Genomic DNA, 13,439 nt, shown 5'->3' with positions numbered 1-13,439 from the left:
GATTAATAATAATAATTACCCATATAATGAAGGAACAGATGATGAAATTTGCCGTAAAATCGTTACTTGTTGCCAGCCTTGCACTGACATCAGCACAAGCTTTAAGCCATGGCCATGAATCAGCGCTTACACAAGCCGTGCAATCAAGCGAACGTGATGCTAAAAATAGCGCACGTGATCAATATCGCCATCCAGTTGAGACACTTGAGTTCTTTGGCTTCAAGCCAAGCATGACCGTTGTTGAAATTGCACCGGGCGGTGGTTGGTACAGTGAAATCCTTGCACCGGCTGTAAAAGGCCATGGTGTTTACTACGCGGCACATTTCCCTGCTGATTCTGAGGTGGGTTATTACCAACGTTCATTAGCTGGTTTTAAGAAAAAGATGAGCGATGACGCACGCTTCAGTGAAGTTAAACTAACTGAATTTGCGCCGGTAACACATCTTGATATTGCACCAGCGGGTAGCGCAGATCTTGTCTTAACATTTAGAAATGTACACAACTGGTACATGGGTAAAGATAAAGAAGGCGCGTTAAGTGCGTTTAAAGCATTTTATAAAGCACTTAAACCAGGCGGCACTTTAGGTGTGGTTGAACACCGCCTACCTGAAGCGCGCAGCGATGAAGATCAGAAATCATCAGGTTATATGAAGCAAAGCTATGTAATTGAAATTGCAAAGCAAGCTGGCTTTGAACTAGTGGCAAGCAGTGACATTAATGCAAACCCTCTTGATACAGCGGATCACCCTAAAGGGGTGTGGACACTACCACCACGTTTAGCACTTGACGAAAAAGATGCTGCTAAATATAAAGCGATTGGTGAGAGTGATCGTATGACGCTGAAGTTTAAAAAACCGCTATAAATAGGATTATACGCCATGAATGTACTTGTCATCGGCAGTGGCGGCCGCGAACACGCTCTTGCGTTTAAGGCTGCACAAAATACTAAAGTAAACACCGTTTTCGTTGCTCCTGGTAACGCAGGTACTGCACTAGAGCCAAAACTTGAAAACGTAGCTATCAACGTTGAAGACCTAGCAGGTTTAGTTACTTTTGCTAAAGAAAACAACGTTGAGTTAACTATTGTTGGTCCAGAAGTACCGCTTGTTTTAGGTGTCGTTGATACATTCCGTGAAAACGGTTTAGCTATCTTCGGCCCAACAGCAGGTGCTGCACAGCTAGAAGGCTCTAAGTCATTCACTAAAGACTTCTTAGCACGTCACGACATTCCAACTGCTGACTACCAAACGTTTGAACAAATCGATCCTGCACTTGCTTACCTAAAAGAAAAAGGTGCGCCTATTGTTGTTAAAGCTGATGGCTTAGCAGCTGGTAAAGGCGTTATCGTTGCGATGACAGAGCTTGAAGCTGAAGAAGCTATCCGCGATATGCTTGCAGGCAACAGCTTTGGTGAAGCGGGTAGCCGTGTAGTTATCGAAGAGTTCTTAGAAGGCGAAGAAGCTTCTTTCATCGTGATGGTTGATGGTAAGAACGTACTGCCATTCGCAACTAGCCAAGACCACAAACGCGCTTATAACGGTGACCAAGGTCCGAACACTGGCGGCATGGGTGCATACTCACCGGCTCCAGTGGTGACTGATGAAATTCACCAACGCATTATGAACGAAGTGATCAACCCAACGGTTGAAGGTATGGCAAAAGAAGGCCACCCATACACTGGTTTCTTATACGCAGGTTTAATGATCACCGCTGATGGTACGCCAAAAGTAATCGAATACAACTGTCGTTTTGGCGACCCTGAAACACAACCTATGATGCTTCGTCTTAAGTCTGACCTTGTTGAGCTTATCGAAGCGGCTAACCGTGAAGAACTAGATAAAACAGCAATCGAGTTCGACCCGCGTGCAGCAGTCGGTGTTGTATTAGCAGCAAAAGGCTACCCAGATAGCTACCCGAAAGGTGATGCAATCAGCGGCTTGCAAGTTACTTACCCTGAAGGTGAGAAAGTATTCCACGCAGGGACTAAGCAAGACGGCGACAACGTAGTAACAGCTGGCGGTCGTGTACTTTGTGCTACGGCACTTGGCAACACAGTAACTGAAGCGCAGCAACGTGCTTATAAACTAGTTGATGAAATCAGCTGGGAAGGCATGGAATATCGTACTGATATCGCTTACCGTGCTATTGCTCGCGAACAGAATTAAGGTCAAACCAGTCTAATTCTGAAAAAAGCGCAGTTTATCTGCGCTTTTTTAATGCTACACTGTTAAGAACATTTACCTAGATAAAGAACTAATTTTGAATAATAAAGCACTGAAATATAACTTTGTTTCATTTCTTATTCTGACAATTTTGTTTTTTATCATTGCTACCCTAGCTGCACATTTAGCCAGTCCTACCCGCTACACTATAGATAAAACAGCCCCCATCTACAGTAATACAGCTTATCGAATAGATAGTAGTAAAGCGCTGACTCTCGAGCAGTTTTTAGCTGAACCAGACAAACTTAAACAGCGCCCTTTTAAAGATGTTGAGTGGGATTTAGCGGCGCAAGATTATTGGTTAAAGCTTGATTTAGAAAACCGTCAAGCAAAGCCTGTGGAGCTGGCGATTCACTTTGACAACCCTATGGTTGATTATCTTAGCGTTTATCATGTTGATGATAAGGGGCAGCTTATAGATACAACCGAGTTGGGTGATAAAGTATCAGGCCTCAGTTTGTTTCAGTACAGTACACCGCACAGCATGCTCACCATGCAGGGCTATGAGCAAACATCACTCGTTATAAAAATTGATACGGTTGGGATTAGCAAAACGCCTATCAATATTTATGGTGAAAAAGAGTTTCAAGATCTACTACGTTCGCAATCAGGGATTTGGGGGATCTTCATTGGTGTGCTGATCATGGCTGCCCTGTATAACTTGGTATTATTTTTAGGGATCCGTGACCGCGTCTACCTTATTTATATAGGCTACATCATCTCAGCACTGCTACTTATGGGCTCAGTGCTCGGCTTTGGTTTTTACTTATGGCCGTTATCGTGGCAAATCTTTTTTAATGAGCAAGTGGTCTTCAGTAACTACGCGATTGCATTTTTCACTGTCGCGTTTTGCACCATGTTCTTACGCTACCACAAAGACAATTGCCGCTTATACAAACTCAGTATCAGCTTTTTAGCCTTGCTGTTTAGCCTCAGTCTTATCAGCTTTTTTATGCTGGAATACCATTCTTCAAAAATCTTTTTTGCCATCATGGTGCCGTTATACATTCTATGTATTTGCATGATTTACAAAAAGTTGGTGAGCGGTTTTCGGTGGGCAAAATTTTATGTCATGTCGTGGGTGCCACTGATTGTAGGCGCTGCCATTCAGCCTTTAGAACTAACGGGCTTTATTCCTTATAGCTTTGCAGTTAGGCACATATTTTTAGTCGCCATTCTCTGTGAGATTGTGCTCATGGCAATGGCGTTGGCAGATCGCGTTCGTTATCAACGTGAAAAAGCGCTTTATCATGCAACCCATACCCAACAAACTGAGCTACTCAACCAAGCAATGCTCAAACAAGCCTATATGGCGATTACCTCGGAGCAAAGACTCGCTAATCTTTGTTTAGTGAAAATAGAGCAATTTAATGCCCTAATGAGCATTCTAAAGCCAAGCCAAAGCAGCCAAATAATTATTACTGTTGCCCAATCGCTAGAGCATCAAATAAATAAAAATAGGCAATTTATTAATTTAGAGTCAGCGCTAGATAACAGTCCAAAAGTGGCTGACTTAGGCAATGGTGTACTGGCTTTTATTTCTACCAAAATTCAATCGCAAGCAGAGCTGCACCAAGAACTGAGCAACTTATGCAAACAGCTGCCAAAGCAATATAAAGTGGCAGGCTTAGACCTGCAGCTTTACTACCGCTATAGCATTACCGAACCGGTTAGTGATGATGGCTTTGATATTTGGCTACAACGTGGCTATTTAGGGTTGTCACAAAAACAGCAAAACATCGACTTTACTACACCGCATATCGATATGGATGTCAGCCTTGCCGCTGAGTTACAACAAGCAATGCGAAGCAATACCTTAGCCATTTACTTACAGCCCATTATTAATTTACGCAATGGTGCTATCTGTGGCGCAGAGGCATTGTTACGCTGGCCTACAGCGGGTAAATACCTGGACATTGAGCAACTCATTTTATTGGCTGAACGTACTGGTTTAATTAACGAGTTGAGCTTATGGGTGATTGATCAGGCTTGCCTAGCTGCTGCCCAGCTTAATCGACAAGGCTATCGCGAGCATACCATTAGCGTTAATTTAAGTGCCAAGAATCTAGCGATCCCTAAGCTTGTCGAAAAAGTCGAAAACACCATTTTAAAGCATGGCATTACTGCGGATCAGTTAAAGTTTGAATTGACTGAATTTGCGCTTATCAAAAACCATGATGAAATGGTCAGCTTTATCAGCGAACTTAATAAACTCGGTAGCAAGGTGGTACTCGATGATTTTGGTACTGGTTACTCGTCGTTGAACTACTTAGTAAATTATTCATTTAGCACGATTAAAGTCGATAAGAGCTTTATTCTTGATTTAGTGAATAACACCACCAACCAAGTAGTGGTAAAAACGGCTATTGATATGGCTCATAACCTTGATATGAATATCACCATCGAAGGCATTGAAGACCAAGAAACAGAAAAAATGCTGATCAAGATGGGCGCAGATCAAGGGCAAGGCTATTATTACAGCAAAGCGGTACCGATTAATGAGTATCTAAGCTTTATTGCCTCACAATTTAAATAGGCCGTGTTACACTGCCCTTTTTAACATCTTTAGGGGCCATGTAAAGATGCAAGGTACGATCAGAAAATTAAAGTCGACACTGACCTCTCCTGTCGAATATCAATTACCTATCGGTGATGAGCTAGTTTCATTAAATGACTATATTGGTAAGCCGCTCACGCTGACATTCACCGGCAATATTTTTTGCTGTAACTGTGGTAAGAAAACCAAGAAAAGCTACTCTCAAGGCCACTGTTTTGTCTGTATGCGCAAACTGGCTAGCTGTGACATGTGTATCATGAAACCTGAAACGTGCCACTTTGATAAAGGCACCTGTCGTGAGCCACAGTGGGGTGAAGAAAACTGCATGATCCCGCACTACGTATATTTAGCCAACACTTCAGGCCTAAAAGTAGGTATTACCCGCCATACTCAAATTCCTACACGCTGGATTGACCAAGGTGCGACGCAAGCTTTACCTATATTCAAAGTACAAACCCGCCTTCAATCGGGTTTAGTTGAGGTTGCTTTAGCCGAGTTTATTGCTGATAAAACCAATTGGCGAAACATGCTGAAAGGCCAATCTGAAGCGATTGATTTAAAAGCCGCTGCTGCAGAGTTGATCCCACAAATTGATGCTAAGTTGAGTGAACTTGCAGAGCTATTTGGCGCAACAGCCATTGAAAAGCTCGATGAAGATGTAGTTGAGCTAGACTACCCAGTAAGTGAATACCCAAGCAAAATCAGCTCTTTCAATTTTGATAAAGCACCAGAAGTATCAGGTATTTTAAAAGGCATTAAAGGCCAGTACTTAATTTTTGATACTGGCGTCATTAATATTCGTAAGTTTACTTCTTACGAAATTAGCCTAGCTTAGGCACTTTTTTCGCTATTGAGATAAAAATCATACCATTGCTGCTTCGCTATTGGGCGGCAAAAGTAATAGCCTTGAATGGTATCGCAGTTAAGTGAACGTAAGTAATTTAACTGCTCTACCTTCTCAACCCCTTCTGCGACAACATGAATACTCAAGCTTTTCGCAAGGCTAATAATCGCCGTAACAATTTCACTATTACCGTATTCATCGGGCACTTTTGCGATAAAGCTGGCATCTATTTTTAACGTATCAATTGGCAGTTTAGTTAAGTAACTTAAAGCCGAGTAGCCCGTGCCAAAGTCATCTAACGTTATATGCACACCTAACTTTTTAAGCGCGAGTAACTCTTGCTTAGCTTCACTAAAGTGGCTGATAAAACAACTTTCAGTAAGCTCTACTTCAAGCTTGTGAGGGTCTACATCGTAACGCTCAAGTAAGCGCTCAACATTCGACGCTAATTGCCCCTGACGTAAGTGATTTGCCGAGATATTAATTGCTAAGCGCCCTGCTTCAATGCCTTGTTGCTGCCATTTTTCTAACTCTTTACAAGCTTGCTCGATGACCCATAAATCAAGTTTCACAATTAGGCCTAGTTCTTCAGCAAGGGGAATAAATTTAGCGGGTGATATCACCCCAAGGTTTGGCTCATGCCAACGTAAGAGAGCCTCTACCCCTAAAATTTTGCCTGAATTTAACTCCTGCTTAGGTTGGAAATAAAGCTCAAACTCATCGCTTTCTATGGCGTTTTGTAATCGGCTCATCATTGCCAATCGTTCTAAAGAACGTGCATTCATCGCAGGTTTGAATAATTGAAATGAATTACGCCCCACTTCTTTAGCACGGTACATAGCAATATCAGCATGCTTGAGCAGTGTAGCGCTATCTACGCCATCATCAGGGTAAACCGCAGCGCCAATAGAAGCTGTAATTGCAACCACATGCTCGTTAATAGCAAGCGGCATACTCACCTGCTGCAAAACTTGTTCAGCAAAGTTGAGCAGTGTTTCAACCCGATTTACTTCGCATAATAAAACAAACTCATCGCCACCTAAGCGCGCAAGAGTATCCCCTTCAGGTAGAATTGATAAAATACGCTCTGCCACTTGCTGCAATAAGTTATCACCAGCGTCATGCCCTAAGCTGTCGTTAACCTCTTTGAAGCGGTCTAAATCGATAAACATCACCGCTAATAGATCATGGTTTCGTTTGGCAGAACTCAGCGCAATAGAGAGTCTGTCATGAAATAAACGCCGATTAGGCAGGCCTGTCAGCTCATCGTAATAGGCGAGCTGGGCAATTTTTTCTTCGGCACGTTTGCGCTCTGTAATGTCGCTAAAAATTGCCGCATAAAGCACTTCATCAAAGTTAGGGTCTTTAATCTGGATAATGGTGAGCCACTCTACAAACTCTTCTCCATCTTTTTTGCAATTACAGATCTCCCCTTGCCAGACCCCTTCGTATTCAATGGCATGCCACATTTTTTGATAAAACGAACGGCTATGTTTTGTAGAGCTTAAAATATTGGGACGCTTACCGATTACCTCATGCTCAGCAAAGCCGGTCAGTTTAGTAAAAGCAGGGTTAACTTGAATAATAGTGCCGTCTTTACGGGTTAACATAATGCCATCGAGTGAGGCATCAATAATTTTATTTGCTAAAAACAAGTTACGTTGTGATTTTTGCAAAGCAATATCACGCTGCTCAATAGCACGCTCGAGCTCGCAGCAATAAGCTGACTCAATCTCTGTGATCAAATCAGCAAATGAAATCACCCCGCAAATTTCATCATCTCTGACCACCAAATGACGCACATTACGCTCTGTCATAGTGCGATACGCATCAAATAAACTGCTTTCACAATCAATTTCAATTAACGGGTAGCTAGCATATTGCCAACAAGGATTTAGCCACTCAGTTTGAATGATCAGCTCAACAATATCACGCTGAGTAATAATACCGTGCAGTTCAAGCTCTCGGTTATAAACCAATACACTATCAAGGCGGCCAGCGCGCATCAGTTGCACAACCTCTTCTATCGGTGTTTGCGCATCAACTATCTCTAGGTCAGTGCGATACTGCTCATGAATAGGCCGAAATTGTAAGTAGTGGTCCAAACCTTGGTTATGCACAATATCAGATAAGTTCAACATACCTGCAGGCTGATTCTCACTATCCATCACCAATAAATGACGAATGCCATGTTGTTGAAAACGCAGGGTTGCATCACTGACTGAGCATTGATTTGGCACTGTAATAACAGGTGCTGACATGACCTCGTGAATGGCAAGGTTCTTATAGAGCGGGCTGCTGATGTCAATTTTCAAACAATCAGCCTCAGTCCAAATCCCAACAACAGACTGCTCATGCTTGATAAAAATCGCCGTCACATTGTGAACATGCATCAACCTCACCGCATCGACCAAAGGCGTATGCGCAGGACACGATACCAGCTTTTGCGAAAAGACATCACTCACCTTTTGATGTCGTCTTGGTTGATTCATAAGTCGACTTTCCTAGTTCTTACATGAATTGGCAATTATAATCATTTCAACCTATGCAACTTTGACACAGGACAATAAATGCACTCATCATTTCCTAAGATTATTTTTTCAGACCATGAAATAGCATTAGTTGAAGACGAAGCCGATATAGAAAGCTTTTTATATGGCTTAAGTGAAGAGCAGCAACATGAAGCGATGCTACTTTTGGCAACAGGGCAGTATGTCAACTTGCAGGGAGAAAGCGTGAAAGCATTAACTGATATAGAGCTTGCTAATAGAGTGACTGAGCACCTAGCACAAGAGGGAGTATGCTGTTTAAGTAAGGTTACTCGGCTTACACCAACGCAAGCCTTTGCGATGCTGGCAGATTAAGGCGCATCCACCAGCGCTTTAATGTGCGCAACGGCACTACGACCTAGAGCTGATAAAGCATAGCCCCCTTCAAGATAAGAGATAATCCCTTTGCAATCTTGCTGCTGACAAAACTCAGCTAATTGCGTGGTTAGCCATGCGTAATCGTCTTCAACAAATTTCAGGCTTGCCATGTCATCTTCAAGGTGAGCATCAAAGCCAGCACTAATAAACAACAGTTCAGGTTTAAATTCATTGAGTTTTGGCAGCCACTGCTCAAGGTAAACAGCTTTTAAGTCATTACCATCACTGGCAATTGGCAGCGGTGAGTTAACTAAAGTCGCGTTATTTTCAACCGCAGTATTTGGGTAAAAAGGGTGTTGAAACAAAGAGCAAAACAACACATTGTCATCATCTAAAAAGATATCTTGCGTGCCATTACCGTGGTGTACATCAAAGTCCAAAATAGCGATACGTTTAACACCTTTGCTTTGCGCGTATTTCACGGCAATGGCTAGGTTATTAAAAACGCAAAAACCTGCAGAAGTGCTACGGTTTGCATGATGCCCAGGCGGTCTAACCGAGCAAAATGCGGCATCCAGTTTATCAGCAAGGATTTCATCAACGGCGAGTAATCCAGCACCAACGGCTCGTTCAATTGCTTTCATTGAATCTGGGCACAGCCATGTATCGCCGTCTAATTCAGCAAGTCCTTCATCGGGAATTGTTTGCTCTACATGGCTTACCAAAGGTTCATCATGAGCACGTAAAAAGTCGTCGCGGCTGGCTTTAGGAGCTTGTAAGTGAGTAATTGCTATATCAACACCACTTGCTAGCAAGCGGTCGGTGATCACATCTAAACGCGCAGGGCATTCGGGGTGATCCTCAATCATTTTATGTTTACGACAAAATGGATGTGAGATAACTGCCGTTCTCATAATACGCTCCTTGAATTATTTTCCCCCAGTATAACAAAGCCACCTAATGGTGGCTTTGCGACTTTGGTTTACTTTTTAGCGCGTAAATCTAAATTCCTAAAGTCAAAACTAAAGTCTGTGACCGCCGTTGAGACAGCGCGCATTTTTGCACTACTCACTCGGTTATCAGGGCTCATTTGAAACTCAATGTAAGCATCTGCCTCAAGTAACTTTTCATCCCACTTAACAATAAATGTATTGCCGGTGTAATGCTCAAGCTGACCTTTCAAACGCTTTGTATGAGTAAAATCAATACGTAGCTGACCATTTAACTCCTCGATTACCACATCACCATACCAGTTATCGTGCAGTGTGCCTGTGTAGTTGATGTTTGGTAGTTTCGCTTGATAATCTGCAGGTGTTTCTGGTTTTGCGTTTGCGTAAGCTTCTTTTTTACCTTCAAAGTGCTTTTTAGCAAGATCTTCAACCCAGTCTTTGTCTTCAAGATCTAATGCATCTTCTAATACTTCATAGGTCACCGCAGAGAGCGCGCTGAATGCTTGCTGGTTACTCAGAATAACAATACCGAGGTTTTTCTCTGGTAATAATGTCACTTGAGACACCATGCCTAAGATACCACCACCGTGGCCCAGCTTTTTAATGCCGTGGAAATCTTCAATGCTCCAGCCTAAACCATAACCTCTGAATTGTTGGTGGTAAGCTTCATAAGCACTTTTTGATGCCATTGAGGTAATGTGTGGATGCCACATTTGTTGCTGCTGTTTTTCAGTGAATAACTGCTGGCCATTTGGCATTTTGCCATGAGCAAGCTGCGTGCGAAGCCATTGGCTCATATCGCTTACGCTTGATGCAATCGCACCAGCGCCACGGAAATCTTCAAGGTAGTTCACAAAAAATGGGTGTAGTTGGCCATCCATTGGAATATGACCCGTCGCCCAGTTTTTATTGCTACTAGGGATACGTGAAAAACCTGCGCGTGAGTTTTTCATATCAAGTGGCTGAAGAATATTTTTCTCGATGTAATCATTCCAGCTCATGCCAGACACACGGGCTACCACCTCACCTGCTGTCACAAACATTAAGTTGTTATAGGCGTATTTACTGCGAAAGCTACTCGCCGGTTTTAAGTATTTTAGCCCTGCGATAATTTCATCAATCGATTTGTCAGTATCTGGCCAAATCATTAAATCGCCTTGCCCTAAACCCAAACCGCTACGGTGGCTTAATAAATCGCGAATGGTCATTTCACGTGTTACATAAGGGTCATACAGACGAAACTCAGGAAGATGATCAATTACTTTGTCATCCCAGCTAAGCTTACCTTCATCAATTAATTTAGCTAACGCTGCTGCGGTAAATGCTTTGGTGTTTGACGCGATACCGAATAAGGTGTCTTTATTTACTTTTTTACCGGTATCAAGGTGAGATACACCAAAACCTTTTGCTAACACGACCTGGTCATTTTCAACAATCGCTACAGCCATACCCGGTACGTCAAAACGTGCCATTGACGTTTCGATTACTTTTTCAATTTTTTTAGTATCAATATCGGCATAACTGTAAAACGAACAGCTCGATAACAGCGCCGCTGCAACGGCTAATTTACGAAATATCATAATATCCCTTGGTGATTTTTATTGTTGTGAATAGCGAACTCTTTCGCTGCTCGGGTTTTATCTGGATCATCGCAACTTGGTCTTGCGAGTATTGCTTCACTGTAATGATTTGGTACACCTGCTTCAAGCGCTCCGCGATGAACATGCTGAAGATACCAGTCGAATGGCAGTAAAGACTCATCTAAGGTATTAGCAATATAACAATGGGCAGCAAGTTGCTCGCCATCAATGAGTTCAACGGTGATATCTACACAGTCATAACGCGGCCCTTCGATATCATCAAGAATCGACTTTTCAGCTTCGTTTAACTGATACACAACACCATATACCAAGGCATCTGCCTGATCTGTTTTGCGCACGCTGCACTTTGCAGAGCCGTCGGTACTTACCATATCAAACGTCAGCTCATAGCCCTTTAAAATAGCTGTGCCTACCCGCTTTGCTTCAGGCAGCCTTGCCAGCAATCTGCTCGATGACATATTTGAACCAAATGAAAAGTTATATAGCGTCATACTTACCTCACACAACAACGCGAATAGCTAAGGCAATTAAGATCACGCCAATGCCTCTATCAAACCAGTATCCGCTTTTTAAGAAAAATGCTCGCACTGATGCTTTTGATAACACCAATGATAAAAATGAAAACCACAGCCAAGTCGCCATTGCCATATACACGCCATAACCAGCCTGCACTACAACAGGTGTTTCAGGGCTTATTACAAGAGTAAACAACGACATAAAAAACAGTGTTGCTTTGGGATTAAGGGCATTGGTAAAAAAACCGCGTCGAAATGCTTTATACACCGATTCAGGCTCAGCAGGGGCAAGGGTTTGCTGTTTACTATCGCTAGGTTTTGCGCTTCGTAACGCTTGCACACCCAAGTATGCCAAATAAGCCCCTGCAAGGTATTTTAAAGCCATGAATAAGCTAGGTGACTGGGATAAAATTAATGCCACACCTAATACACAATAAGCAATATGCAGCAAAATAGCCGCACCAACCCCAGCACTGGTCCAAAGCGCATTTTTACGACCTTGTTGAATACTTTGCTTCAGTACAATTGCAAAGTCAGGACCTGGGCTTGCTACCGCAAAAAAGTGAGCTATGGCTATCAATAAAAACTCATCTAAATACTGCACTCAATATTACCCTACTGCTTGTTCATCTAATGCTAATAACAACGGATTTGCACTGTCATTTACCAATGCTTTAATTTGCTTTTGCGCTTTTTTATATTGGCTGCGTAAATGGGGTTTTAAAAACTTCTTCGACTGATTATCCCCTTTAAAATGCGTAACCAACGCATGCATAAATAGCGTTTGTGGCTCAGTCAGCGCTGCTTGGCGATTGGCATAAGGGTTATAACCGCAGCCGCAGCCACCTTTAAATTGATACACCGTATTACTCATCATCACCCCAAAGCCTAAATAGCATGCCAACGCATCGCTTGCTTGCGGTAAGTACTCTTTACCGCCGGGAGGTAAGACACCCACATGGTGAATCAAAATGGTCGCTAAGGTACCAGCAAAACTTGCCACTAAATCTTGCGGTTGATTGATTTGGTTCGGGTTAAAGGAGATATTCACCGGATGATTTGCCGGCACAATTAAACTCGCCTCACTACCGCGTAAATTGTCTTGAAATTCAAAATGCGGAAACACCTGCGGTGTAAGCCCAGATGGCGCAACTAAGTTAATTGGCCACGCCTGCATCCCCGCATAATCAACAACTCGGCTAAATACTTTTTCAGCCATTTCACTGACGCTAGACACCCTATCCGGAAAGAACTGCCCGTTAGGTAAAATGATTTGTGTGTGTTTTAAAAAATATTCACTATCAAAGTGTTCAACAGCCCATAAAAAGGTATCGATTAACCACTGCTGCTCTTGCTCATCAACAAGTGGGGCCGACTTAAATAACGCTAACATAAATTACTCTTGTGATTGTGCCCATTGCCATGCATCCGTATTGTAAAGAGGCACAGTTGATAAAGCATGATGATGGCTGCCGCTCGACTCTTTCGTTGAATAAGACAAATATAATAAAGTGCGTGTTGGCGCATCATAAATACGACGTACTTTTAACGATTTAAACAAAATACTTTTCGATGATTTAAATACCACTTCGCCTGATTTACTGCGGTCAATTTGTTTTAATTGGTCAGCGGTAATGGGGCCTGTTTGACGACAGGCAATAGACATATCAGATGGATCAGCAAAATCAAGGTTCGCTTCAATATGGCTAATGTGACAAGTAACACCGCTGATCAGCGGGTCTTGTTGTGATACCACTTTAATATCTTTGGTCGTAAATAATCCTAAACTCACCGAAGCAGCATCATCCGAGCAACCACTCAACAAAATCAGTGGTGCAGTAAGAGCAGCTAATTTTAGTAACTTCATCCTAGTGTTCCTTATT

The 13,439-nt window shown here is 42.6% G+C and carries 12 protein-coding genes; 5 read left to right on the top strand and 7 right to left on the bottom strand.

The annotated features are described in order from the left end of the window. Nucleotides 1-41 precede the first annotated feature (41 nt). From L1D51_RS00770 to L1D51_RS00755, 4 genes are all read left to right on the top strand, one after another. A complete protein-coding gene (locus L1D51_RS00770) occupies nucleotides 42-863 on the top strand; it encodes a class I SAM-dependent methyltransferase (RefSeq protein WP_055196723.1) in 822 nt (273 codons plus the stop codon). 15 nt (nucleotides 864-878) lie between these two features. Then, on the top strand, nucleotides 879-2,165 hold the full coding sequence (gene purD / locus L1D51_RS00765; protein WP_239962103.1) for a phosphoribosylamine--glycine ligase: 1,287 nt from the start codon (nucleotides 879-881) through the stop codon (nucleotides 2,163-2,165). A gap of 94 nt (nucleotides 2,166-2,259) precedes the next feature. After that, on the top strand, nucleotides 2,260-4,758 hold the full coding sequence (locus tag L1D51_RS00760) for an EAL domain-containing protein (RefSeq protein ID WP_055020743.1): 2,499 nt from the start codon (nucleotides 2,260-2,262) through the stop codon (nucleotides 4,756-4,758). Nucleotides 4,759-4,804: 46 nt separating this feature from the next. Further along, on the top strand, nucleotides 4,805-5,614 hold the full coding sequence (locus tag L1D51_RS00755) for a DUF2797 domain-containing protein (RefSeq protein ID WP_054560988.1): 810 nt from the start codon (nucleotides 4,805-4,807) through the stop codon (nucleotides 5,612-5,614). On the opposite strand, the gene L1D51_RS00750 is transcribed toward L1D51_RS00755, so the two are convergent. Beyond that, nucleotides 5,611-8,115: an EAL domain-containing protein gene (locus tag L1D51_RS00750; RefSeq protein ID WP_055196725.1), complete on the bottom strand. Its 2,505-nt coding sequence runs from the start codon at nucleotides 8,113-8,115 to the stop codon at nucleotides 5,611-5,613. The genes L1D51_RS00755 and L1D51_RS00750 overlap by 4 nt on opposite strands. A gap of 78 nt (nucleotides 8,116-8,193) precedes the next feature. Between L1D51_RS00750 and L1D51_RS00745 the strand changes: the two genes are divergently transcribed. Beyond that, complete coding sequence (locus tag L1D51_RS00745) at nucleotides 8,194-8,487, top strand: hypothetical protein (RefSeq protein ID WP_054560990.1); 294 nt, start codon at nucleotides 8,194-8,196, stop codon at nucleotides 8,485-8,487. On the opposite strand, the gene L1D51_RS00740 is transcribed toward L1D51_RS00745, so the two are convergent. From L1D51_RS00740 to L1D51_RS00715, 6 genes are all read right to left on the bottom strand, one after another. Next, entirely contained in the window at nucleotides 8,484-9,404 is a 921-nt protein-coding gene (locus tag L1D51_RS00740; protein ID WP_054560991.1) for a histone deacetylase family protein, read from the bottom strand. The two genes, L1D51_RS00745 and L1D51_RS00740, sit on opposite strands and share 4 nt — an antisense overlap. A 68-nt stretch (nucleotides 9,405-9,472) precedes the next feature. Continuing rightward, nucleotides 9,473-11,020 carry a serine hydrolase gene (locus tag L1D51_RS00735; protein WP_054560992.1) on the bottom strand — a complete coding sequence of 516 codons (1,548 nt, stop codon included), beginning with the start codon at nucleotides 11,018-11,020 and terminating at the stop codon, nucleotides 9,473-9,475. Continuing rightward, complete coding sequence (locus L1D51_RS00730) at nucleotides 11,017-11,532, bottom strand: gamma-glutamylcyclotransferase family protein (protein WP_054560993.1); 516 nt, start codon at nucleotides 11,530-11,532, stop codon at nucleotides 11,017-11,019. Before L1D51_RS00730 ends, L1D51_RS00735 begins: the two co-directional genes overlap by 4 nt. A 7-nt stretch (nucleotides 11,533-11,539) precedes the next feature. Beyond that, entirely contained in the window at nucleotides 11,540-12,160 is a 621-nt protein-coding gene (locus tag L1D51_RS00725; RefSeq protein ID WP_054560994.1) for a LysE family translocator, read from the bottom strand. A 6-nt stretch (nucleotides 12,161-12,166) separates the two neighbouring features. Beyond that, on the bottom strand, nucleotides 12,167-12,949 hold the full coding sequence (locus tag L1D51_RS00720) for a hypothetical protein (RefSeq protein ID WP_054560995.1): 783 nt from the start codon (nucleotides 12,947-12,949) through the stop codon (nucleotides 12,167-12,169). Between the two features lie 3 nt (nucleotides 12,950-12,952). Then, on the bottom strand, nucleotides 12,953-13,423 hold the full coding sequence (locus L1D51_RS00715; protein ID WP_054560996.1) for a CreA family protein: 471 nt from the start codon (nucleotides 13,421-13,423) through the stop codon (nucleotides 12,953-12,955). Nucleotides 13,424-13,439 lie beyond the last annotated feature (16 nt).

Origin of the sequence: Pseudoalteromonas shioyasakiensis, from assembly GCF_022398475.1 — a bacterium.
Taxonomy (GTDB): domain Bacteria; phylum Pseudomonadota; class Gammaproteobacteria; order Enterobacterales; family Alteromonadaceae; genus Pseudoalteromonas.
This window is presented reverse-complemented; position numbering and strand designations above follow the sequence as displayed.

Excerpts from the sequence above, each read along its gene's own strand:
- L1D51_RS00770 (WP_055196723.1), top strand. The coding sequence starts at position 42 with ATGAAATTTGCCGTAAAATCGTTACTTGTTGCCAGCCTTGCACTGACA.
- purD (WP_239962103.1), top strand. The coding sequence starts at position 879 with ATGAATGTACTTGTCATCGGCAGTGGCGGCCGCGAACACGCTCTTGCG.
- L1D51_RS00755 (WP_054560988.1), top strand. The coding sequence starts at position 4,805 with ATGCAAGGTACGATCAGAAAATTAAAGTCGACACTGACCTCTCCTGTC.
- L1D51_RS00750 (WP_055196725.1), bottom strand. The coding sequence starts at position 8,115 with ATGAATCAACCAAGACGACATCAAAAGGTGAGTGATGTCTTTTCGCAA.
- L1D51_RS00745 (WP_054560990.1), top strand. The coding sequence starts at position 8,194 with ATGCACTCATCATTTCCTAAGATTATTTTTTCAGACCATGAAATAGCA.
- L1D51_RS00740 (WP_054560991.1), bottom strand. The coding sequence starts at position 9,404 with ATGAGAACGGCAGTTATCTCACATCCATTTTGTCGTAAACATAAAATG.
- L1D51_RS00735 (WP_054560992.1), bottom strand. The coding sequence starts at position 11,020 with ATGATATTTCGTAAATTAGCCGTTGCAGCGGCGCTGTTATCGAGCTGT.
- L1D51_RS00730 (WP_054560993.1), bottom strand. The coding sequence starts at position 11,532 with ATGACGCTATATAACTTTTCATTTGGTTCAAATATGTCATCGAGCAGA.
- L1D51_RS00720 (WP_054560995.1), bottom strand. The coding sequence starts at position 12,949 with ATGTTAGCGTTATTTAAGTCGGCCCCACTTGTTGATGAGCAAGAGCAG.
- L1D51_RS00715 (WP_054560996.1), bottom strand. The coding sequence starts at position 13,423 with ATGAAGTTACTAAAATTAGCTGCTCTTACTGCACCACTGATTTTGTTG.